Genomic DNA, 23903 nt, shown 5'->3' with positions numbered 1-23903 from the left:
AAAAAGGGTATAATATGGTATATACATTTTGAAAATCAAATTAATGGAGGTAAACCATATGAAGGGACGTATAGATTCCGGCCTTGGCCAGATCATTATTGATACGGATGTAATCGCGACTTATGCAGGAAGCGTTGCAGTAGAATGTTTTGGTATTATCGGTATGGCCGCTGTCAGCATGAAGGACGGCCTTGTAAAGCTGCTCAGGAGAGATTCCTTACAGCATGGTATAAATGTTAAGATCACAGAAGATAATAAGATTCGCCTTGATTTTCATGTAATCGTGGCGTACGGTGTGAATATCAGCACTATTGCAGATAATCTTGTAAACAATGTGAAATATAAAGTCGAGGCTTTTACAGGAATGGAGATTGAGAAGATCAACATTTACGTAGAAGGTGTTCGTGCAATAGATTAGGATTAGAGGAGGAAACTTGTGGTGGATAGACAGACCATAGATGCCAAGATACTTTCCAGAATGTTTCTGGCAGGAGCCAAGAACCTGGAAGCGAAGAAAGAATGGATCAACGAGCTGAATGTATTCCCGGTTCCGGATGGAGATACCGGTACGAATATGACAATGACTATTATGTCAGCTGCATCAGAGGTAAGCAGTCTTACAGATCCTGATATGGAGACACTCGCCAAGGCTATTTCGTCCGGTTCCCTGCGTGGAGCCAGAGGTAACTCAGGCGTTATTCTTTCCCAGCTTCTCAGAGGCTTTACCAAGGGAACCAAGGGACATAAAGAAATGGATGCAGTTGTGATCGCAGCTGCTATGGAGAAGGCTGTAGAGACTGCATACAAAGCGGTTATGAAGCCGAAGGAAGGTACCATTCTTACAGTAGCACGTGAGGCCGCAGTAAAGGCTGCTGAGATTGCAGAGGAATCTGCGAATCTGGAGCTTTTCTTCCGTGCCATTTTCGAGCATGCTGAGAAGACACTTGCCCGCACACCGGAAATGCTTCCTGTCCTGAAAGAAGCAGGTGTAGTAGACTCAGGCGGACAGGGACTTCTAGAAGTTTTCCGTGGTGCATTTGATGGTTATCTTGGAAAAGAAATCGACTATTCTGCATTTGAGAAAGTATCTTCCGGTCCGGCAGTGACCAGGATTTCCCAGCAGGCAGAAGCGGATATCAAATTTGGATATTGCACGGAGTTCATCATTCTTTTGAACAAGCCTCTTCCGGACGAGGAGCTTCACAGCTTCAAGGAGTTCCTTACATCAATTGGTGATTCCATTGTACTGGTAGCAGATGATGAAATCGTGAAGGTACATGTACACACCAATCATCCTGGACAGGCATTCGAGAAAGCGCTTACCTACGGTGCACTTTCCCGCATGAAGATTGATAACATGCGTGAGGAACACCAGGAGAAGCTGATCAAGGATGCCGAGAAGCTTGCACGGGAGCAGGAAGAACAGGAGAAGAAGGAAGCTGCTGCGAAAGCTGCCAAAGAGCATAAGAAATACGGATTTATCAGTGTTTCCGTCGGGGAAGGACTCTCCACCCTGTTTAAAGAGCTGAATGTAGATTATATCATCGAGGGCGGTCAGACCATGAACCCAAGTACAGAGGACATGCTCAATGCCATCGCTGAAGTAAATGCAGATACTATTTATATTTTCCCGAATAATAAGAATATTGTTCTTGCTGCAAACCAGGCGAGAGACCTTACCGAGGACAAAGAGATCGTGGTAGTTCCTACCAAGACGATTCCGCAGGGAATCACAGCTCTGATCAGCTTCCAGCCGGAAATGAACGGAGAAGAGAATCTGGAAGCCATGATGGAGGCTGTATCCATGGTGAAGACCGGACAGGTAACATACGCAGTCCGCGACACCAGACTGGATGAGAAAGAAATCCACGAGGGCGATATTATGGGAATCGGTGATCACGGAATTCTTGCAGTAGGCAAGGGACGTGAGAATGTTGCCAAAGAGATGGTGGCAGCTATGGTAGACGAGGATTCTGAGGTGATCAGCATTTACTACGGTGCTGAGACCACAGAAGAGGATGCCGAGAGCCTTGCCGCAGAGCTGGAGGAAGCATATCCGGACTGCGAAGTAGAGGTAAATATGGGCGGACAGCCGATTTATTATTACATTATTTCTGTTGAGTAATGAATGTTACTGTTCACTGATAACGTTCCGCGAGGTGTTTTTTGTGAACAAAGTTCACAGAAAACCCGAGAATTAAGTTTGCGCAGCAAACGCTACTTCTTGTGCTTGTCACAAGAAGGTTCGTTTTTCTGTGCATCGCGAAGCGCGTTACTGGTCACGGAGTGAACAGTAACTAATGAATAGCTGCAGGGCGGCGAGTGATAAAGAGATGGAAGACAGGGTGGAAGATTTCCGCCCTGTCTTCTTTAACAATAAACATAGGCTCATTGGTAATATTAAGTTTTTTGCGCACCGTGAAGCTGTTATTGAGTTCGAAGTGGTTAGCATGTGCAAAGTGAAATAAGTATGGAAAATCGGCAGTCTTTGTTGTAAAATAATGAGAACACTTTTCGGGCAAATGAAGAAAGACCCGGAAACAGAGATGAATGATCAGAAAGAGAGGAAAAACAGTGGCAAAGCTTCTTCGGGAACTAAAAGGAGTAGGAGAAAAGACGGAAAAACTATTTCAGAAGATCGGTATCACCACAACAGATGATCTGCTCCATTATTATCCAAGAAATTACGACTCATATGAGGCACCGGAGGAAATTGGTTCTTTGAAGGAGAACTCCGTGGTGTCTGTTCGTGGAACTGTCACTGCCGGAGTCTATGTAAACAGGATCCGTAATCTTCAGGTGATCTCCATCACTGTGGCAGATACCACCGGAAAACTTCCTGTGGTATGGTTTAATGCCCCCTACTTAAAAAACACTCTGAAAAAAGGCAGCTGCTTTATTTTCCGTGGCAAAATCTCCAGAAAAAAAGGTCATCTGGAGATGGAGCATCCGGAGATTTTCACACCCGCAGCTTATGAAGAAATCCTTCACAGCATGCAGCCCATATACGGACTTACTGCAGGGCTTACAAACAAACTGATAATCAAGCTGATGCATCAGATCCTGGATGAACAGAGCCTGCAGACAGAATTTCTCCCAGATGAGATTAAGGAATTTTATCACCTGGCAGATGATAATTATGCTATTTCCACTGTCCATTTTCCAGGCAATATGCAGGAACTTCTGGTGGCACGAAAACGCCTTGTGTTTGACGAATTTCTTTTGTTTATTCTGGCAGTACAGATCCTGAAGGGAAAAACAGAAGAAGCTCCTAACGCTTTTCCCATGAAGCCGGTATGGATCACAGAACAGGTTATGGAAGGTCTTCCTTATCATCTGACAAAGGCGCAGCTAAACGCCTGGCATGAAATCGAAAGAGACCTTTGCGGGCATACCCTTATGTCCCGGCTGGTTCAGGGCGACGTTGGAAGCGGAAAAACGATTCTGGCTTTTCTGGCAATGATCCTTACTGTGGAAAATGGCTATCAGGCAGCATTGATGGTGCCCACAGAGGTACTTGCAAATCAGCATTTTGAAGCATTTACAAAACTGATAGAGGAACAGGAGATTTCATCCTGCCATCCGGTTCTTCTTACTGGCTCAACCACCCAGAAAGAAAAAAGAAGAATCTATGGAGAAATCGCATCCGGGGAGGCAAATGTGATCATTGGAACTCACGCCCTGATCCAGGAAAAAGTGGTGTACGAGAATCTTGGCCTTGTGATCACCGATGAGCAGCATCGCTTTGGCGTGAAGCAAAGAGAGGCACTGACTACCAGGGGAAATGCGCCGCATGTGCTGGTTATGAGTGCCACTCCCATCCCCAGAACTCTTGCGATCATTGTATACGGGGATCTGGATATTTCCATTATAGATGAGCTTCCTGCCATGCGTCTCCCGATTAAGAACTGTGTAGTTGGCACGTCTTATCGCCCGAAAGCCTACTCCTTTATAGAAAGGCAGGTGCGGGAAGGGCGCCAGGCGTATGTGATTTGCCCTATGGTCGAAGAAAGTGAGGGGGCAGATGGGGAAAACGTGACGGACTATACAGCACGGCTGAGGGAGATTTTCCCATCAGACATCACCATTGGAATGCTCCATGGAAAAATGAAGCCCAAGGAAAAGAATGGAATCATGGAACAGTTTGCAAGGGGAGAAATCCAGGTGCTGGTGTCTACTACAGTAGTGGAAGTAGGGGTAAATGTGCCAAACGCTACGGTGATGATGGTAGAAAATGCGGAGCGGTTCGGACTTGCGCAGCTTCATCAGCTGAGAGGGCGTGTTGGACGTGGGGCGTATCAGTCTTACTGTATTTTTATGCAGGGAAATGAAGAGGAAGAGACCTCCAGAAGACTGGAGATTTTGAATAAATCGAATGATGGATTTTTTATAGCAGGGGAGGATCTGAAGCTTCGGGGACCGGGAGATCTGTTTGGAATCCGTCAGAGCGGACAGCTGGAGTTTCGGATCGGAGATATTTATCAGGATTCGGATATATTGAAGGCTGCCAGTGATGCTGCGGGAGGAATCCTGGATCTTGACAGGGAGCTGGAGCTGCCCCAGCACGAAAAATTGAAAGAAAGATTGAATGCTTATATGAAATATGACCTTGAGAACCTTGGATTGTAAGGTTTTACAGGGAAATAGATGACGAAAAAAATAAGAAAATCCATCCTTTTTTTGGTAATAACTGTGCAAGAAAACAAAAATTATCAGGATTTTAAGATTTGTACCCGAGGATTTCCTGAAATTAACAGGTTTTGTTTGTATACTTTTACCTATGAATTCAGAGAAATGGTTTGTCAAGGGGGATTTTATCAGAACTTGCAAAAAAAATTGATTCGTAGTATTCTATCATAGAAGCGAAAACGAAGATTATATTCACCGTCAAGGAGGCTATTATAATGGCTACGAAGAGAACTACAAAAAAGGCAGAAACAATGGCGGCCAAGAAGGCTGCTAAGACTGTGGCTGAGGTTAAAGCTACAGCTGCAGCAGAGGTAAAGGCTGAGCCAAGTAAGGCAGAGGCTGTTAAGACAGCTGTTGTTGAGACTGTGAAAGCAGCTACAGAGACTGTTAAGGCTGCTACTGAGAGCGTTAAAGAGACTGCGAAAGAGGCTGTTAAGGAGACTGCAAAGGCTCCGGCTAAGACAGCTGGGAAGGCAGAGGCTAAGAAGCCTGCTGTTAGAAGAACTGCTAAGAAGGCGGCTGTTGCAGCAGAGGAGATTTTTATTCAGTATGCAGGCAAGGAATTCACTACTAAGGATGTAGTAGCAAATGTGAAAAAGGCCTGGACAGAGATGACCGGAAAGAAAGAAGAAGATATCCAGGATATTAAAGTTTACGTTAAGACTGAAGAGAATAAGGCATATTATGTAGTAAACGGTGAAGCAGAGGGACATTACGTAGAGCTGTAATTTCCCCTATATGAATGGCTTCAGGGAGTGTGTGAGTGCGTTCCCTGAAGCCTTTTTTGATTTCGAGGGACGTGAGAGGAAGTGAGTGCCGTCTGGGGGCGGTGCCGAAATGGGGTGTCTGGCTCCGCCGCCTAGTGATCTATAAAATTGCAAACTCGCCCTTGCAGGGCTCAGACAGTGCAATTTTATAGATCGCTATGCTCGCCAGACGCCCCATTTCGGCAATGCCCCCAGACGGCACCCACTTCCTCTCACTGGTTACTGGGAAGGGACGGCGGCTGCAGGCAGCGCCTGGGGATAGGATAATTGTATAGGTGGGAAGGTGCAAGATGGGATCGGGGGATGGAGAGCTTGCGTGCGGGCAGCGCCTGGGGGAGGATAATTGTGTAAGTGGGAAGGTGCAAGATGGGATCGGGAAATGGAGAGCTTGTGTGCAGGGCAGTGCTTAGTGTGGGGAAATAAATTGCTGGACAAAAGGGGGTAAATAGGATAAAATATTTAGATATAGACAGGAGTAGCCCCTTGATTTGACAAGGGGTCTTTTTATGAAAGGAATAAAGTATGTTTAATGAAATTGATTTCAGTAAGATAGATACGAGTATTACACCGCCTCAGGATGATACAGAGCGTCAGTATTATTATATGGCGAAGCTGGCTGAGATGGTGGCTTTGAGGGAGCGGGAGCTGGGACGGCGGATTACTTATTGTCTGCAGACGTTTGGGTGTCAGATGAATGAGAAGCAATCTGAGGTTGTCGCAGGGATTATGGATGAGATTGGTTTTAAGAGACAGGAAACAGAGGATGCGGATGTTGTGATTTATAATACCTGTACGGTTCGTGAGAATGCCAATCTTAAGGTGTATGGTCGCCTTGGTAAGTTGCATAGTCTGAAGAAGTCTAATCCGGATATGAAGATTGCTTTGTTTGGGTGTATGATGCAGGAGAAGCAGGTTGTGGATAAGATCCAGAAGGATTATCCATTTGTCAATCTGGTGTTTGGAACCCATAATATTTTTAAGTTTGCAGAGCTGTTTTATGAGATGGAGAATCGTGACAGCCAGCTGATCGATATCTGGGAGGGTACGGATAAGATCGTGGAGGAGCTGCCTACAGAGCGTAATTATTCTTTTAAGTCCGGTGTGAATATTATGTTTGGATGTAATAATTTCTGCAGTTATTGCATTGTGCCTTATGTAAGAGGGCGTGAAAGAAGCCGTGAGCCGGAGGCGATTGTGAAAGAGATAGAGGCTCTGGTGGCGGATGGCGTTACAGAGGTTATGCTTCTGGGACAGAATGTAAACTCTTATGGAAAGACTTTGAAGGATCCGGTGACTTTTGCACAGCTTCTTGAGAAGGTGGAGCAGATCGAGGGGCTGAAGAGAATCCGGTTTATGACTTCTCATCCGAAGGATCTATCTGATGAGCTGATCGAATATATGAGTAAGAGCAGGAAGGTGTGCCATCATCTGCATCTGCCTATGCAGTCTGGCAGCAGCCGTATCCTGAAGATCATGAACCGGCATTATGATAAGGAGAAGTATCTGGGACTGGTGGAGAAAATCCGTACAGCGGTGCCGGATATTTCCCTGACTACAGATATTATTGTAGGTTTCCCGGGTGAAACTGAGGAGGATTTTCAGGAAACTCTGGATGTAGTGGAGAAATCTGATTTTGATACTGCATTTACCTTTATCTATTCCAAGAGAAGCGGCACTCCTGCGGCGAAGATGGAGGATCAGGTTCCAGAGGATGTGGTGAAGGATCGTTTTGACCGCCTTCTAAAGCTGGTTCAGGAGAAAGGAAGAGAAGTCTCTTCCAGATTCCAGGGCGAGGTTCAGGAAGTTCTTGTTGAGACGGAGAGCAAGGAAAAGGGTATTTTCACAGGAAGAACCCAGTATAATCTGCTGGTTCATTTTCCAGGAACCCCGGATCTTCTTGGCAAGTATGTGAATGTGCGTCTGGATACCTGTAAAGGCTTCTATTACATGGGAACAAGAGTGGAGGATTAAAGCACCTGCCGAATCGTTACAAAAGATTTATATATCAGATTTTTTTATTCTGTAATCCTGACTATGAATAAAAAGCAATATTTGGCAAAAAGGCTACTGTCACTTCGTGACCAGTAACACGCTTTGCGATGCGCAGAAATCATGCATTCGCATGATTTCGTGCTGAGATTCCCGGACTTCCTGTGAACTTTGTTCGCAAAAAACACCTTGCGGAACGTTACCATTGAACCGTAAAGTAAAAAGCGCAAATAATATAAATAATTACAAAAAAGGTTGCATTTTTGTGATAAATAGTGCAATATTATTATATTGAACACTCGTGGGAAAGGCGGCACCTGTAATGGTTAAAGGGCTGTGCAGGAAATTTAATGCATTGTTGAGGAAAGAAGCAGTTCATGAGAATGAGCCTCAGCGTATATTGTTCCTTCTCAGAATTATATTGTTGATTCTGGGACTTTATTTTCTGATCATTCCGTTAGTATTCTGCATTGTGGGACCGAAGACAGAGGTCTGGACAGGATATATTTTCGCAGCAATGTCGGTTGCTGCTTTTTATGCAACATACCGGTTGAAGGTACACACCAGTGTGCTTGTCTGCAGTAGTCTGCAGCTGGCATGGGTGATTGTGTTTGTTATTCTCTATGGATGGGACTGCGGTATTCAGCATCTGATGTTTGAGATGCTGGTACTGGTATATTTTGCTGTCTACAATTCTCTTGTGTATAAGGTCAGCTATACAGTAGTTCTGTTCGCAGTACGATTCAGCCTGTTTTTGTACTGCAGGGTAAATATTTCTGTTTTTGCCCTGACAGAAACGGCTACAGTTGTATTACAGATCATAAATACCATTGTGACGTTTGTGCTTATGGCTGTAGCGTGCAGTATGTTCAGCTCCAATGTGGAATCTGCGGAGAAGAAGCTGGTGCTGTATAATGAGCAGTTGAAGAAACAGGCAGGGACCGATCCGCTGACAGGTTTGTGGAACCGCCGTCAGATGATACAGTACATTACGGAGAAGCGCAGGAAAGAGCCTGTTATGGCGTTTACCATTGGTATGGGCGATATTGATTTCTTTAAGAGAATTAATGACCACTGGGGACATGACTGCGGAGATGCGGTACTGGTATGGATCACACAGCACATGAGCCGGGAATTGGGTGAGCATGCCAAATTGTGCCGCTGGGGAGGCGAAGAATTCATCTTCTTTTTCCCGGATATGAACGGAGACGAAGTATGCCTTATGCTCAACACTCTTCGCATGAAGCTGGGCAACGATCTGTTTGACTGGAGGGGAGAATGGATTCCGGTTACTATGACGTTTGGCGTGGAGGAGAATGATTTCAAGTCCAATATAGACACCTTGCTGAAAAATGTGGATGCGAAACTTTATATGGGCAAAGAACAGGGAAGAGACCGGGTGATCTATTAAACTCACCGGGTCTTTTGTCGAATTAACAACAGTAATAAGCAGGAGAATAAAACTTGTATGTATACAGTTGAAGAAATAAAAAATAAAGTAAAAACAGGAACCTGGACAAAAGAGGATGTGGCACGCTGTGTGGAGGAGCTGAAGCAGATATCGGATTTTACTGTTTATACAGAAGAAATCTATTATATAAGTTATGGGATTTTTGCCTATAATTTTCGGGAATATGCTTATTCTCTGATCGAAATCTGCCGGGAGGCCGGAGTTCACATGGAGCGTTCCAAGGAGAAATCCAGACTTTATCTTGCCCTGGTAAGACTTTATTTCTGCCTTGGTTTTCCCCCGAAGATTGTGGAATATGGCCTGAAATATGCCAATTCCGGATTTACCTTAAGATCCCCTCTGAAATCCGTTTATAACACTATCGTAGCCGCTTTTTCAGACTGTGGACTGTTTTTTGAGGCGGATTTTTATCTGGAGAAAATGATGGATATTTCCAGACTGGATCCCTGTGACAGCAGTGTGGATTTCTGGAATTCGGATACTTTAAATGAGCTGGTCTATTATGACAGCAAGGTTTACGTGAAGCTGGGAATGGGAGATGTTGCAGGTGCAGAGCAGGCGTCAGCGGATATGCAGGCGATTCTTACAGAACGGGAGATTCCTGAAGATGGCAGAGCCTTTTTCCTGCTTCAGAAGGAATTTACGGACTTGTATCTTCGCCTTTACCAGCAAAAAGACAAGGCGGTCATTGCGGAAGAATTTAACAATTATATGAAGAAAATGGAAGCCGGGGAGGGTGCCAGGGATACCTTAAGCTTCTGCGTCTGCTATTTCGGAGAGTTCCTTCAGGTAATGGCGGAGGAAGAACGCTGGGACGATATTATACGTATTGGCAATTACATTAAGAATGCCAGAAATTTCAGTGGAAGCTTCTGCCCGGTTTATAAGCTTATGCGCACGGCTGCATACGGAAGTGACCGGGAAGAGCTTCGGAGACAGATACCGGAATTCGAGAAAATGTATCTGGAGTCTCTGGAGCAGGAGAAGGAGAATTACGACCAGATGGTACGTCTCCTTACCCGTGAGGAGCTTCGGATTGAACGCCTGAAGGTGTCCATGGAGAAGGATGCCCTTACCGGCTGTCTGAACCGTGCGGCTTTTGACAACAACAGCAAGCGATTTATGAAGAATCATAAGAAGGGCAGCCTTGTATTTATTGACCTGGATTATCTGAAGCTGATCAATGACTGCTATGGCCATGAAAACGGAGACCGTTACCTGGTGTGTTTTGCAGAGAATATGAAGTGTGCTATGGACAGGCAGGATCTTCTGTACCGGTATGCAGGAGATGAGTTCCTTATTTTGTCTGCACTGGAGCCGGAGCAGATCCAGGAACGGCTAAACGAAATTCTGGAAAAGAGCCCGATTCATTTTGATATTAACGGAGAAATCCGCAACATCAGCTTTTCCTATGGCATTGTGGCATTTGAGGAAAAAAAGGGAAAAATCGCAGATTTGGTGAAGGAAGCGGATCAAAGAATGTATCAGTGCAAGAGCCGGAATCATGAGCGTATTTCCAAAAGAGGTGCGGCGGAATGATCACGCGGGAAAATATTATTCATTTTTACACCAAATACAAAGAAAATCTGAAGACGGAAGATCAGATTCAGGAGAATCTGCTGAAGGCAGAAGACCAGGAGGCGTGGATCGAAAATCTGAAGAACAAATCCAGAATGATGCGCCGGCTTTACATTGAAAATGAGGCACTTCTGAATCTGTATATCCGCCCCTTCCTTGACGGAGAGGCGGAGCTGAACGAGGAACTGGCAAGAGAATTTCTGCATCAGATCCGCATGGCCGATGATGAGGGCTATGAGGATAACCTTGCCATGCTGGAAATTCTGGAGCTTCTGGATGGATATTTTCAGAAAAGTGATGATCTGGACTCTTATATCTGGACCCTGAATCTTCTGGGAAATTTTTATAACCGTCCCTTCAGTGATGAAGATGGAAAGAAAGGAGCCATGTATTTTGACAGACTGCGGGCACTTTCTTCCAGATATTTTGAGATTGAGGATTTTGACGTAAGGAAGCGAATCCTTTTTTCCTATTATAATTTTCCGATAGTGTTGATGAACTTTAACCTGGACACGTCCAAGGAGCTTTTGCAGTACATTGATGAGGCACTGGAATTTTATAATGATGAGAAAGTCCGGGAATTAGACGGAGAGAGGTTTGATTTTGATGAACTGATCGAAGAACTGAATTATGATCTTCTTGGAAATTCAGTCCTGAGATTTACCGTGAGGGAGATTGATCCGAAGCTTCTTTCCAGAGCATCCCGGGTTCTGGAAGAATATTATCAGCGTGAGCTTGAGAAGAATCCGGAGCCCTACGAAATGTTGGATGAAATATACTGTAATTATAAGTCCTGTCTGTTCTATCAGGGGAAGATAACCTGCACAGAGCTTCTGGAGGATTATCGGAAATTCTGTGAACACAGTATGGAGCATGACGATCTGGACAGCCAGGAGGGAGTGTCTTTTTCTGACAGCCGCTATTTTCAGGTTGCGATCAACCATCTGCCGACGATTTTGGAATTGTTGGAGAAATATGCGGATGAATATCACGGAGCACCAGATCTCCGTGATTTTTGTGTATTCAATTATGTGCATGCTATTCGCAGGCTGTCCAGGACAGAAAACGATACCTTTGTGAATGATGTAGTATGGCGTTCTCTCAGGGATGTGTTGAAATATATTACCGGAGATGAAATAAACACCCTGGTTCTTATGCAGATCATGGTAAGCCGGGATGAAGGCACTGCCATGCACAGTGCAATGGTGGAGCAGATTGCCAGGCGAATTCTGAATGTAGTGATGAAAAAGCGGCCGGAGCTTCTGATTGGAACCTTTGGTTATGAGAATGTGGTGGAAGTGCTGGAAAATCAGGAGACGATTCTGGACTATGTTTCCCAGTCTGCACAGCTTCTGGATATTGGAATGATCAGACTTGCATCTATTGTGAACAAGCAGTCACGGCAGCTGACACAAAGGGAAAAGAATGGTATTCTCAGCCATCCCTGTGAAGGGGCTAAATTCGTCGAGGAGATTCCGGCTCTTCGCAAATATCGGGATGCTGTTCTGGGACATCACAAATCCTGGGATGGAAAAATAGGATATCCGGCAGATTTTGATAATACCAGGTCAAATGAGCGTATTCTTATTGAAATACTGCATATCAGCGATTGTCTGGATGCAGCCACTGACTTTGTGGGACGAAGCTACAAGAATGCCAAGAAGCTGGAACAGGTAGCGGAGGAGTTTTCCTGGGGAAAGGGTTCTGTTTATTGTCCGGAGCTGGTGGAGCTTCTGGAAGAGGACAAAGAACTGCAGGCAGATCTCAGATATCTGCTGGGAGCGGGACGCATCCGTACCTGTTATTCTGTATATGGAAAGGCAGTAGACCAAACTGAAATAGAAGAAAGCAGGTTGTTTACAGATATTGAAAACTGGGAAGCCAGCAGCCGGAAGCAAAGTGATGAAGAGGGAGATACGATTCTCGATTTCCTTCACAAAAGCGGAAACGAGAGCCGTCAGCTTCTTGGAGCACTGGCAAGGAATTCTCTGATCATTTTGTATGTGGATATGATGTCTGGCGAATACAAGGTATACTACCGCGGAAACCAGAGACTTCTGGATAAAAAGATTCCGGACGGTTATTACGGAGACTTCCTGAAAGAATATCTGGCGCCAAACTGCGAACCGGGTGATTGGGAAAAAGTACGGCTGAAAATCAGACTGTCAGAGCTTTCCCATATATTTCTGGAGCAGGAGGGCAGCTATGAGTGTGAAGCCCGGATCAGGGCAAAAGATGCCTACCGCTGGGTGCGGTTCCAGTTTATCTGTCTGGACGAGGAAAATGCTATGCCCGGCATGATGACTCTGATTGCAACAGATGTCCAGGAAAGCCACAGCAGAAATGAACAGCTGATGAACAGTCTGAAGGAGGCATATCAGTCTGCAGAAGAGGCAAACAAGGCAAAAAGCATTTTCCTCAGCAGTATGTCCCATGACATCCGCACTCCTATGAATGGAATCCTTGGTATGACCCAGATCGCCATGAACCATCTGAACGATCCGGCACGTATTCTGGATTGTCTTCAGAAGATCGACGATTCTTCCAGACACCTTCTGGAGCTGATCAATGAGGTTCTGGATATGTCGAAAATTGAGAGTGGGGATACGACGCTTCATGAGGAACCACTGTACCTGAGCAAAACCATGAAAATTGTGGATGGAGTATGCCGTCAGGCAGCTGTTGACAAACACCAGATTTTTGATATGGATATAGAAGAAATCCGGGACGATCATGTGCTGGCAGATCCGGTAAGACTCAGGCAGGTTTTGATCAATCTGATTTCCAATGGAGTGAAGTACACGCCTGAGCATGGATGTGTGCAGGTAAAGGTAACCCAGGGCAATAGCTTTGCAGAGGGCAAAGCAAGCTATTCTTTTGTGGTGAAGGACAATGGAATCGGCATGTCGGAAGAATTTCAGAAGAAGCTGTTTGAGCCTTTTTCACGCGAAGATAACAGCATGACAAATGCTACCCAGGGAACTGGACTGGGACTTTCTATTGCCAAGTCTATCATTGCGCAGATGGGTGGAAGTATTGAGGTAAAGAGCATTCAGGGGAAAGGTACGACGTTTCTTGTGCGGCTGGATCTGAAGCTTGTGGAAGAAGAGAAGGAGGCTGACCAGGCCTTACTGGCAGCAGAGGCTGGTGAAGAGAAGGAAAAGGATCCGGGCTTTTTGAAGGGACGCAGGATCATGCTGGTGGAGGACAATGAGCTGAACCGGGAGATTGCGTACGAGCTTTTGTCCGAATCCGGTCTGATCGTGGATGTGGCAGAGAATGGGCAGGAGGCGATCAAGCTTCTTGGAACCCGGCCGGAGAATTATTATGAACTGATCTTCATGGATATTCAGATGCCGGTGATGAATGGTTATGAGGCCACGGCAAATATCCGTGCAGGAAAGAGCGATTACTGGAAAAATATTCCGGTGATCGCCATGACCGCAAATGTGTTCCAGGAGGATGAGAGCCGGGCTGCAGAGTGTGGAATGAGTGATTATGTAACTAAGCCTATTGACATGAATGTGATTTATTCTGTCCTTGAAAAATGGCTTCGGGGACAGAAAGGATGATGTGCGCCAGTACCTGCCAGAGCTTTTTATATACTCTGGCAGCAGACCGGAAGGGGCTTCCGGTGGTGCTGGCATATGAATGAGGGAGCGATAGAGTTGAGTAAGAATAAGTACGAAATTGATATGTGTAACGGAACCATTATGGACAAGCTGGTTTCTTTTGCCATTCCGCTGATGGTTTCCGGAATTCTGCAGTTGATGTTCAATGCTGTGGATATTATTGTGGTGGGACGGTTTTCCGGCAGCCAGGCCCTGGCAGCAGTTGGTTCTACTACCGCTTTGATCAATGTGTTTACCAATCTTTTTATTGGTGTTTCACTGGGAGCTAATGTACTGGCTGCCAGGTTCTATGCGGCAGGTAAGGCGAAGGAGATGTCGGAAACGGTACATACGTCTGTTACACTGGCTTTGGTCAGTGGTGTGGCGATGGCTGCTGTAGGACTTGTTTTTTCAAGATGGGCACTGGAGGTTATGGGAACGCCTGCGGATGTGATTGACCAGTCCACTTTGTATATGAGGATTTATTTCCTGGGAATGCCGTTTTTTATGCTTTATAACTATGGCGCAGCTATTCTGCGTGCGGTAGGGGATACCAGGCGTCCGCTGATGTTCCTGGTCGTGGCTGGTGTGACCAACGCGGTGCTGAATATGATTCTGGTGATTGTGTTTCATCTGGGTGTTGCAGGTGTTGCCATTGCGACCATTATTTCCCAGCTGATTTCCTGTATTCTGGTTCTTAGATGTCTGTATATGACGGACAGCAGTTATCAGCTCCGGTTTTCCAGATTGTGTATGAAGAAATTTTATCTGGTACAGATTTTCCAGGTGGGAATACCGGCAGGAGTGCAGAGTACGGTTATTAACATTTCCAATGCGCTTTTGCAGTCTTCTGTAAATTCCTTTGGTTCCACTGCCATGGCTGGTTATACGGCGGCGAATAATATTCTGGGATTTTTGTATGCGTCTGTAAATGCGGTCACTCAGGCCTGTATGAGCTTTACCAGTCAGAATTATGGCGTTGGAAAATATAAACGTATGGACAGAGTGCTGCTGGACTGCGGAATTTTGTCCTTTGTGATTGCCCTTGTGCTGGGATGCGGATCTTACATGCTTGGAGGTGAGATCCTGAAGATTTACACAGAGGATCCGGAGGTTATCCGATGCGGTGTGGAGATCCTTTCCATCACCACGGTGCCTTATTTCTTATGTGGAATCATGGATCTTTTTCCTGGCGCTCTCCGGGGAATGGGACATTCCGGTGTGCCTATGATCCTTTCCATCATTGGTACAGTAGGTACCAGAATTGTGTGGATCTTCTGGATATTCCCACAGCACAGAAGCTTGTACACCTTGTTTATTTCCTATCCTGCCTCCTGGTTCATTACCATTGTGCTGCAGGTGGTTTGCTTTGTGTTTGTGAGACGGACGGTGCATGGGCAGTTGAAGGGTACCGGGAAAGCGGCGTGATGGAAAGGAAGAAGAGAAAGAAGAAAAAAGGTTTTGGATAAAAGGGGGCTGAAAAAGGCTGTCTGCAAAGTGAATAAGAGGTAACGGTGAAGACGGTGAAACGTTATAATATGTTTCTGAAAAAGGTAAGAGCCAGGGAAAGCGAAACGCTTCCCTGGCTCGTTTTTAGCTTCCGTTCCCTCTGAGCTTCACGAAAGATAATAATGGAAAATGACATAATTGGGTAAGTGTGAATGATTTAATAATTCGGCTGGGCTAACTTCCTCCCATTAAAGTTAGTGCAGGCGATTATTTGTGTGGGCATTTGGCGTAAGTGCGTGTGCCAACATAATCCATGATGACAAGATGATTGCACTTCTGACAAATTTTGGCAGTGTATGTTTTTACTGTACAACCGCCATTACTATTGGGATAATGTCTATCTGCATATCCCTCTTTAAAATCATGTGTACATATAAGGGCACGTGATTCTAAATCGGAAGAAGTGACTGGAACAGAAAAATGATCTTCTGTTTCAAAATATATATCTGAGTTTGAAAACTGAGAATCTAAAGTGTTCACTTCTTCAAAAGAAATAGAGGATTCAGTAATTGGAGAAAATACTGGTGCTTCCGTTGTCTGCATCGGCGCATACCCAAACACCGTAGTCCCGCTCAAAAATACAGATGCCAATATCGCAGCAGCAGTACCAATTTTACTGGCTTTCTTATTCTTCATCATAATAAATTCCACTCTCCTTTTCATCGTATGTTTGGCCCCCAATAAGTTGTTTTTCCAGACTACAGGAACCTGTCTGTTTCTTGCGGAAAGAGTTACGAGAGCAATTGCGTAGGCTTTTTTCTCCTCCGTGGTGAAACCTTCGGTGGCGGCTTGATCTGCAATGTTTTCGGAAAAGCTGGTGTAAAGCAGAAGCGTAAGCAATGTTAACGGGTTATAAAAATGAAGGCAAATGGCTAACAGGCAGAGCAGCTTTACAGCTGAGTCATGACGGCGCAGGTGTGAATATTCATGCCGCATAATCATTTCTGACAATCTGGAATCCTCAAGGCTCTCCGGCGCGACAATGAAAGGCTTCAGGAAACCTATAGTATAGGGAGAACCAATAAGGGGAGAAATACGGTATTCTACATCCCCGATTCCAGGTAAGAAACAAGTTCTTTTCTCAGTAATCTTTTTCAGCTTTCGCGTGAGCCGGTGATACTTTATGATTTCGTAAACACTGAAGCCTGAGATTAAAAATAGCCAGCATAATCCAATCATAAGAATCCAGTCGGACATCCATAATGAAATTCCGTGATAAGAAATTGCTCCTTTGTCGTCAAAATTGATGTAATAAGAGATGTTTGCAAGAGCGTCTGTTCTTATCAAAACATCTGTTGGCATCAGATATTTAACCACCTGAAACGGTATCAAATACCCCGCCAGACTCAGAAACACCAGGTTCCGGCCAAGCCGGTATGAAAATTTTTTCCTTTGGAGAAGCAATAGCAGGAGACAGATGATCAGTGGCACTGTTCCTGCTATGCTCATACAGATTAAAAGCATGCAAGTCCCTCACTTAAAATTTGTCAATAAAATCCAGCAAGTCCTTCTGATCTTCTTCGCTGAGATCGGAATCTTCGGCAAAGGCACAGAACAGACAGGTAAGTGAATTTTTAAAGCTCTGGAAATCAGAATCTCCAGAATCCCTGCAGCTGGTCTGGCGATTTTTTATCAGCTCCTTCATCGCATTCCGGAACAACAGGTTCTTCTTATCAAGCTTTCGTCTAAGCTGCAAACAGTGTACGAAGAGACCTAAGGTTACCAGAGGAAGGCTAAAGGATAACAGAATTGCTTTCGCCAGGTAAAAGGCAGCAGCCGGCTGATCCAAATTCGGAATTCCGTTCATCATGCAGATCAGCAGCGAGCATCCGGTGACGATCACAAAGAGAACGCCGGATAAGGTTAAAATTATTTTTTTCATTGAGTACCTCCTCATTCTACGTAGAGCGGGAATTCAGAAATAATTTTGTTTTCTGCTCCCTTCACTATATATACGAAAACCAGAGAAAGAAATAACACGAAATCTGAAAAAATTTTTGGAAATTTTTCAGATAAGATAAATTTATGGTATACTTACAGAGAAATTGAGAGAAATCACAGGTCTGATATCATATCAGATATTGGAAAGACATTTCCTGACAGTGTGTAAAAATCAACACTTTGTTAGGAAATGGTCAAATAATCATAGAAGGAGAACAATCATGCCAAAATTTCTGATCATCGACGGCTCCTCCATGCTGTCCACATCCTATTACGGAAATCTTCCCAAATCTATCCTTTTCGCAAAGACAGACGAGGAAAAAGAGAGACACTATCCGGAAATCCTGCACACCTCCGATGGAAAATACACAAATGCCATGTTCACCATGCTTCGCACCCTTCTGGCTGTCTATAAGAAGGTAAAGCCGGAATACGTGGCATTTACCTTTGACATGACAAGAGATACTTTCCGCCGCACCCAGCTTGGCGCCGATTTTTACAAAGCCAATCGCAAGGAGACTGCCCAGCCATTAAAAGAACAGTTTATTCAGATGGAAGAGCTTCTGAAAGCAATCGGTTGTCCGGTATTTATGAGCCAGGACTATGAGGCTGACGATTATGCGGCATCTCTTGTGGAGAAATTCCAGGGCCCGGATCTGCAGACTTATGTGCTTACCAAGGATCACGATTATTTTCAGCTGGTAAGCGAATATACCCGCATGTGGCGTGTTGTTACGAAGGATAAGCTGGAGAACTTAAAGGATGCATATGGCCTGTTTGGAAAAGAGGCTTACGAGGAACTCCCTTCTAATGTATTTGAATATACACCGGAAATTGTCTGTTCTGAGGAAGGGGTATATCCGGAACAGATTCCTGTGCTTCTGGCGATCACTGGAGATCCAGGCGATGGAATTCCAGGCTGTAAGGGCGTTTCCTCAGCAGCAGCGCCGCTTGTAGCAGAATATAAAACCCTGGACGCGATCTATGAAGCAATTGAGGACTGCGAAGACGTGGCAAAGAAAGAAAAGGAACTGAATACTTTCTGGAAAGAAAACCTTGGAATAGGCAGAAGCCCTCTGAAAGCACTGAAAACAAATAAAGAGATGGTATACTTAAGCGAACAGCTGGCAACTATGAAACATGACATTGAGATAAAAGAAAGCCTGGAAGATATGCGGCTTCATATTAATGCAGAAGAACTGATCAGACAGTTAAAGCGCTACGAAATGAACAGTATTTTGACGGAATATGAAAAAACACTAAAATAGTCAAAATGTAAAGAAAACACTTAATTGTCAGAAAAAAGAGAAAATATCAGAAAAATACAAATGGGTGTGGGTAATGTGTGCTTATTTGCACAAAATACATAAATTATTCACAAAACACTTGCCTAAAACGGAGTAATACGCTATAATTTCCCCATACTACTTATTGATCAATTTCAATAAATTTAATTCATGGAGGGAAATGTATGAAGAAAGATTTGAAAACACTCAATAAGTCTGTTGCCATTGCAATTGCAGCGGCAATGACCGCAACTTCCGCACCGACACCACTTCTGGCGTCAGATTTTACAGATGGAGGAGATTTCGTATCTGAGTCTCCGGCAGCGGAAGCGGACACCACAGAGGAAGCTACTGTAGAGGCAGATGGCTTCGGAGATGAAGCCGCAGTGGCAGCTGTTACCGAGGAGGGCTTCGGTGACAGTGAGGCAGTTGCAGACGCAGAAGAGAGCGGAAGCACCGACGAGGTTGCTGCTTTTGATGCAGAGGCACCTGGCAAGATCGGACATGTTGCATTTGATGAGGAGGATAAGAATGTTCTTACCTGGTATGCAGACCAGAAGGCAGATGAATACCAGATCCGTGTAACAGACGGAGAGTACACTTACCGCTACTATTATAATGCAAGCGAGCCAGAGACCGGTTATCCGTCCACAGTCAACTTAAGCTATAGTCTTACAAATCTTACCATGCAGCCGTTCAAGGTTGACGCAGAAGGAAACCTTGTATACAAACCAGATGGTAAAGACGGATATATTGCAGGTCTTGAGAATGGCAAGACATACAAGGTTTCCGTTCGCGCCGTAAACCGTAACAGCGCAGATGGAACTGTTGCATATGGTGAATGGTCTGACGCTGTAGATTATACCTACGCAAAGAAGGTCGCTGAGCCGAAGAGTGTGACAATTTATGCAGCTGAAAGAAAGAATCAGATTCAGGTATCCGGCGAGAACCAGAACCTCGAGGTTTCCATTAAGGATGAAGCTGGAAATGAATATTATTCTTATGCATATGGAGCAAAGGAACCCTCCTATGTAACTGCTTCAGGTAACTGGCTCAATTTCTATGAGAATTACGGTTATCTGCTTAAAAAGAACGACACCACAGGTCTTTATGAAGTCGCTTCTGATGCAGACGGAAAATATATCGGTGCTTTCCAGAAAGGCAAGAAATATACCGTTAAAGTCCGTGCATATACAGGCTCCGGCGACGAGAAGAAGGTAGGCGACTGGTCCAATGAGCTGGTTGTAGAAGCAGACGACAGCGGCAGTCTTGTACCAGAGAAGACCGGTAATTTCAAATACAACGATGAATATGAATATGTAAGCTGGAACCGTATCCAGAATACATATGTATCCCAGTACGAAGTTGAAGTAGATGGAAAAGTTGCCTTTACAACAGATTCCAATTATTCCTATCCAAACTTCTATTTAGGAAGAACCTACGGAGAGTTCAAATTTGAAAGAGGTAAAACCTATACCATCCGTGTCCGCGGAATTAATTACAGATATGAGAATGGTGCAAACAAGAAGCAGGAAGGTGAATGGTCTGACGCTTATACAGTAACTTATAAAGCTGTAGATACAAGCCTGAAGAAAGTCTCCGGTGTAACAGCTTCTTCTTATGTTCTCAGCTGGAATCCGGATAAGAATGCAGACAGCTATGAGATTAAGGTCACAGACGAAGCTGGACGCGAGTACTTTGAGTCGCTGGCATCCGATCGGAAGAGCGGCCGTTATACCAGAGTAAGCGGCACCAGATATTCATTTGATGGCTCTGATTATAACACTTATACAAGTGTAGACGGAGTTCTGGAACCTGTTATTTACCCGGCTACCGGTCAGCCTGTTTATGCATTTGAAGATGGAAAGACTTATAATCTTTCTGTTCGTGCCGTTAAGATCGGAGATGATGGCAAGGAAGTATACGGAGACTGGTCCAATGCATTTGCATACAAAGTAACCGCTTCAGATGCAGGTACCAGTGAGAAGCCTGCAGCTGTTTCCGGTGTAACCGTAAACACAGAGGACAGTGAGCCAACCTTGCGCTGGAATGCACTTGACAATGTAAACAGCTATGAAATCCTTGTAAAAGATTCTGCCGGACGTGAATACGTGAGCTCAGCTTCTCTGAAGGATGACGGAACTGTTGATAAGACCTATTACAGAGTCGGTTACAGTAATTTCCCAAGTGTTTCCCTGTCAGAGCTTAAAGACGAATATCTGTATACATATACAACAGATCCTAAGGTTTCATTTGATCGCGTAAGAGATGAGAACGGCGATCCGATCAAGGCAATGGCTCCTGGAGAATCCTATACCTTCCAGGTACGTGCAGTACGCACTTATACCGTTGATACAGACGGAAAGAAAGTCACAAAGACAGTAGAAGGCGACTGGTCAGCACCGTCCGCAGCATTTACTGTAGATGCTCTTCAGCCGATCACCGATCTTCAGTATGTGAAAGCTGACGACAATTACTATTATTTCACATACAGTGCAAAGGTTGATTTAAACAGCGTATGGTATCAGATTGCAACAGGCACAGAATTTACTACTGCAACTATGGCAAGTGACTGGAGCCGCGTCTATTATGATGGCTCAGCTGGTTCTGCGAAACTGAAGATCAGCAAAAACAACGGTAATCTGGAAGCTGGAAAAACCTATTATGTTCGTGCAGTGAGCAGTGCAGACAGACCGGAAGAGGAAGAGGTTGCAAAACTGAAACCTGCAGCTGTCTCCTTCACTACAGATGCAGAAAAGGCACCTAAGAATGTAACTGGCTTAGAAATGTATAAAGAATCTGCAAACAGCTTCAAATTCCGTTTTGACGCTGTTCTGGAAGATGGCGACTCTTATGAGCTCCAGTACACAGATAAGGCACAGCCTTCCGAAGAGGACTGGGTAACCGCTTCTTCCAGTGGTTACTATGATGAAGATGAAGATGAGTACTACGAGGATGATGATGCACTTACATTGAGTAAATCCTTATTAAAAGAAGGAGCAACCTATGTAAGAGTTGTCGCTTATGTAAAAGACAAGAGCGGAAACAAGAAATACGGTACTCCTTCCAATGTAGTAGCTGTCAATGTATCCAAAGCCACTTCAGCGATCAGCAACCTGAAGCTGGTTGAGAAAACACCGGATGGTTATGTATTCTCCTATGACGGAACTGTAAGAAAAGAAGAAGATGTAGAATTCTGGTATTCCGAATCACCTGAATTTGTAAATGATTACAAGGTTACAGATTGTATTTCTGGTGAGAATAATAAGGCAACACTTTACTTTGAATCACTTACACCAGGCAAGACCTATTATGTGCGTGCCCGTGTAAAAAATGATAAGGCAGCTACACTTGCACAGAAATACAGTGCATACACAAATACAGCATCATTTAACGCTGGTATGCCGAATATATCTGTAACAAATGTTATCACAGCTAAGACCGTTACCTTAAAGATGAGCGCTGAAAGCGGATCAGAAAGCTGGCTTACCGGCTATCAGATCCAGAGAAAGAATGGCAAGAAATATAAAACAATTGCCAAAACTACAGACAGCGTTTATAAGAACACCAAACTGAAAGCAGATACTACCTATACTTACAGAGTAAGACCATATTATTATGATTCCGAAACAGGCAAGACCACTTATGGAGCATGGGCTTATAATAAGGTTACTACCTGGGGCGGTGCGCTGAAGCTGAAAGCAACACCTAAGAGCACAACTTCTGTAAAACTGTCCTGGACCAAGATCAAAGGTGCTAAGGGATATGAGATTTACAGATGTGAAGGATCTTCTATTGGAGATACTGTAGCAGCTGGCATGACCAACAATTTTGCTAAGTATAAACTGATCAAGACTACAAGTGCAAAGGCTTCCAGTTATACAGACAAGAAGCTTCAGAGCGGTATGGATTATTACTATCTTGTAAGAGCATACAAGACTGTAGGAAACAGCAAGTATTACATTGATGAAGGTGTATATGCAAATCTTAGCTTCGAGATGACTACCGTTAACAGAATTTCTTATGCAAACGGTAAGATGAAGTTAAGCTGGCAGCCGGTATATGCAGGAAAGGGTTATCTGGTTGAGAAGAGAAATGAAGAGACTGGTGCATGGGAAACCTATAAGACACTGAAAGCTTCCACATCTTCCATTACATTCCCGGCAGCAGATACGGAAACAACCTATCGTGTACGTGCATACAGAGGACAGGAATACAGCAATGAAATCAGAGCAACAGTTAATCCTGTTTTAGCAACTCCTGGCAATGTAAAAGCTGTTGCAAACAAAGCAGATGGAAGTATTACTGTAACATGGAATCCGGTAGCAGGTGCTGATTACTATCGTGTATACAGAACCACCTCTTCCTGGAACAGATATAACAAAGACAGCAATTCTTACAGCTATAGTTACGGTTCCAGTGCAACTGTCCCGAATTATGTTGCTGATTCCACAACAGTCAGCGGATACAAATTCGTTAGTGAACTGAAGGAAACGACTATTACAGATCGCGAGATCAAGTACACCTATAATGGTGCAACAAGCACAGAGTACAAAGGACCGAAAGCAGGAGTAAAATATTACTATTATGTAATTGCTTACAAGAATGGTAAGTCCTATGAGTACAAAGATTCTGCTGATGAAACATATACAAGTGGTGCAAGCAAATCTGCAAGTGCTATAGTTTCCACAGCAAAGATCGCGAAGCCAACCAGTCCAAAAGCGAAAGCAACAAAGGGCAAGATTACTGTCAGCTGGAAGAAAGTAACAGGAGCTACCGGATATCAGGTATACCGTTCCACTAAGAAAGGTTCCGGATACAAACTGGTAGGAACTATTACAAAAGGCTCCAAAGTGAAATATGTTGACAAGAGCTCCAAGAAAGCTGGAACCAAGTATTATTACAAAGTACGCGCCGTTGGAAACAACGAAGCAGGTGTTCCAATCTATTCTTCTTACAGCACACCAAAATATGCGAAAGCAAAATAAATAAAGTGTAATAAAATCCCCCTCCTGTTAGACAGGAGGGGGATTTTTGGTTACCCAGATGTAAAAACTTATGC

At 44.4% G+C, this 23903-nt stretch carries 13 protein-coding genes; 11 read left to right on the top strand and 2 right to left on the bottom strand.

The window, feature by feature from the left end; genetic code table 11:
• The first annotated feature begins 58 nt into the window (after window positions 1–58).
• The 9 genes from AB5706_RS04600 to AB5706_RS04560 all read left to right on the top strand — a co-directional run bounded on the left by AB5706_RS04600 (window position 59) and on the right by AB5706_RS04560 (window position 15533).
• Complete coding sequence (locus AB5706_RS04600; RefSeq protein ID WP_117851829.1) at window positions 59–418, top strand: Asp23/Gls24 family envelope stress response protein; 360 nt, start codon at window positions 59–61, stop codon at window positions 416–418.
• Window positions 419–439: 21 nt separating this feature from the next.
• Complete coding sequence (locus AB5706_RS04595) at window positions 440–2125, top strand: DAK2 domain-containing protein (protein WP_118578114.1); 1686 nt, start codon at window positions 440–442, stop codon at window positions 2123–2125.
• Window positions 2126–2550: 425 nt separating this feature from the next.
• On the top strand, window positions 2551–4629 hold the full coding sequence (gene recG, locus AB5706_RS04590) for an ATP-dependent DNA helicase RecG (RefSeq protein ID WP_173772313.1): 2079 nt from the start codon (window positions 2551–2553) through the stop codon (window positions 4627–4629).
• Window positions 4630–4904: 275 nt separating this feature from the next.
• Window positions 4905–5417 carry a DUF6465 family protein gene (locus AB5706_RS04585; protein ID WP_118578057.1) on the top strand — a complete coding sequence of 171 codons (513 nt, stop codon included), beginning with the start codon at window positions 4905–4907 and terminating at the stop codon, window positions 5415–5417.
• A 561-nt stretch (window positions 5418–5978) separates the two neighbouring features.
• On the top strand, window positions 5979–7427 hold the full coding sequence (miaB, locus tag AB5706_RS04580) for a tRNA (N6-isopentenyl adenosine(37)-C2)-methylthiotransferase MiaB (protein WP_118578058.1): 1449 nt from the start codon (window positions 5979–5981) through the stop codon (window positions 7425–7427).
• Window positions 7428–7767: 340 nt separating this feature from the next.
• On the top strand, window positions 7768–8856 hold the full coding sequence (locus AB5706_RS04575) for a GGDEF domain-containing protein (protein ID WP_173717765.1): 1089 nt from the start codon (window positions 7768–7770) through the stop codon (window positions 8854–8856).
• Between the two features lie 57 nt (window positions 8857–8913).
• Window positions 8914–10455 carry a GGDEF domain-containing protein gene (locus AB5706_RS04570; protein ID WP_368365910.1) on the top strand — a complete coding sequence of 514 codons (1542 nt, stop codon included), beginning with the start codon at window positions 8914–8916 and terminating at the stop codon, window positions 10453–10455.
• A complete protein-coding gene (locus AB5706_RS04565) occupies window positions 10452–14066 on the top strand; it encodes an ATP-binding protein (RefSeq protein ID WP_173717767.1) in 3615 nt (1204 codons plus the stop codon). Before AB5706_RS04570 ends, AB5706_RS04565 begins: the two co-directional genes overlap by 4 nt.
• 96 nt (window positions 14067–14162) lie before the next feature.
• Entirely contained in the window at window positions 14163–15533 is a 1371-nt protein-coding gene (locus tag AB5706_RS04560; RefSeq protein WP_330602678.1) for an MATE family efflux transporter, read from the top strand.
• Window positions 15534–15821: 288 nt separating this feature from the next.
• Here AB5706_RS04560 and AB5706_RS04555 read toward each other — a convergent pair whose 3' ends face one another.
• Both AB5706_RS04555 and AB5706_RS04550 read right to left on the bottom strand, forming a co-directional pair.
• The gene (locus tag AB5706_RS04555) at window positions 15822–17063 is read right to left on the bottom strand and encodes a M56 family metallopeptidase (protein ID WP_243881942.1); all 1242 of its coding nucleotides are present in this window, start codon (window positions 17061–17063) and stop codon (window positions 15822–15824) included.
• 28 nt (window positions 17064–17091) lie between these two features.
• The gene (locus AB5706_RS04550; protein WP_173715990.1) at window positions 17092–17496 is read right to left on the bottom strand and encodes a hypothetical protein; all 405 of its coding nucleotides are present in this window, start codon (window positions 17494–17496) and stop codon (window positions 17092–17094) included.
• A gap of 280 nt (window positions 17497–17776) precedes the next feature.
• Between AB5706_RS04550 and AB5706_RS04545 the strand changes: the two genes are divergently transcribed.
• A complete protein-coding gene (locus tag AB5706_RS04545) occupies window positions 17777–18823 on the top strand; it encodes a 5'-3' exonuclease (protein ID WP_173735579.1) in 1047 nt (348 codons plus the stop codon).
• 203 nt (window positions 18824–19026) lie between these two features.
• A complete protein-coding gene (locus AB5706_RS04540) occupies window positions 19027–23829 on the top strand; it encodes a fibronectin type III domain-containing protein (protein ID WP_173771404.1) in 4803 nt (1600 codons plus the stop codon).
• Window positions 23830–23903 lie beyond the last annotated feature (74 nt).

This window comes from Ruminococcus sp. RTP21484sp1_RTP21277st1_D2_RTP21277_210401 (genome assembly GCF_040924225.1).
Lineage (GTDB): Bacteria > Bacillota > Clostridia > Lachnospirales > Lachnospiraceae > Blautia_A > Blautia_A faecis.
This window is presented reverse-complemented; position numbering and strand designations above follow the sequence as displayed.

Excerpts from the sequence above, each read along its gene's own strand:
- AB5706_RS04600 (WP_117851829.1), top strand. The coding sequence starts at position 59 with ATGAAGGGACGTATAGATTCCGGCCTTGGCCAGATCATTATTGATACG.
- recG (WP_173772313.1), top strand. The coding sequence starts at position 2,551 with ATGATCAGAAAGAGAGGAAAAACAGTGGCAAAGCTTCTTCGGGAACTA.
- AB5706_RS04585 (WP_118578057.1), top strand. The coding sequence starts at position 4,905 with ATGGCTACGAAGAGAACTACAAAAAAGGCAGAAACAATGGCGGCCAAG.
- miaB (WP_118578058.1), top strand. The coding sequence starts at position 5,979 with ATGTTTAATGAAATTGATTTCAGTAAGATAGATACGAGTATTACACCG.
- AB5706_RS04575 (WP_173717765.1), top strand. The coding sequence starts at position 7,768 with ATGGTTAAAGGGCTGTGCAGGAAATTTAATGCATTGTTGAGGAAAGAA.
- AB5706_RS04570 (WP_368365910.1), top strand. The coding sequence starts at position 8,914 with ATGTATACAGTTGAAGAAATAAAAAATAAAGTAAAAACAGGAACCTGG.
- AB5706_RS04565 (WP_173717767.1), top strand. The coding sequence starts at position 10,452 with ATGATCACGCGGGAAAATATTATTCATTTTTACACCAAATACAAAGAA.
- AB5706_RS04555 (WP_243881942.1), bottom strand. The coding sequence starts at position 17,063 with ATGAGCATAGCAGGAACAGTGCCACTGATCATCTGTCTCCTGCTATTG.
- AB5706_RS04550 (WP_173715990.1), bottom strand. The coding sequence starts at position 17,496 with ATGAAAAAAATAATTTTAACCTTATCCGGCGTTCTCTTTGTGATCGTC.
- AB5706_RS04545 (WP_173735579.1), top strand. The coding sequence starts at position 17,777 with ATGCCAAAATTTCTGATCATCGACGGCTCCTCCATGCTGTCCACATCC.
- AB5706_RS04540 (WP_173771404.1), top strand. The coding sequence starts at position 19,027 with ATGAAGAAAGATTTGAAAACACTCAATAAGTCTGTTGCCATTGCAATT.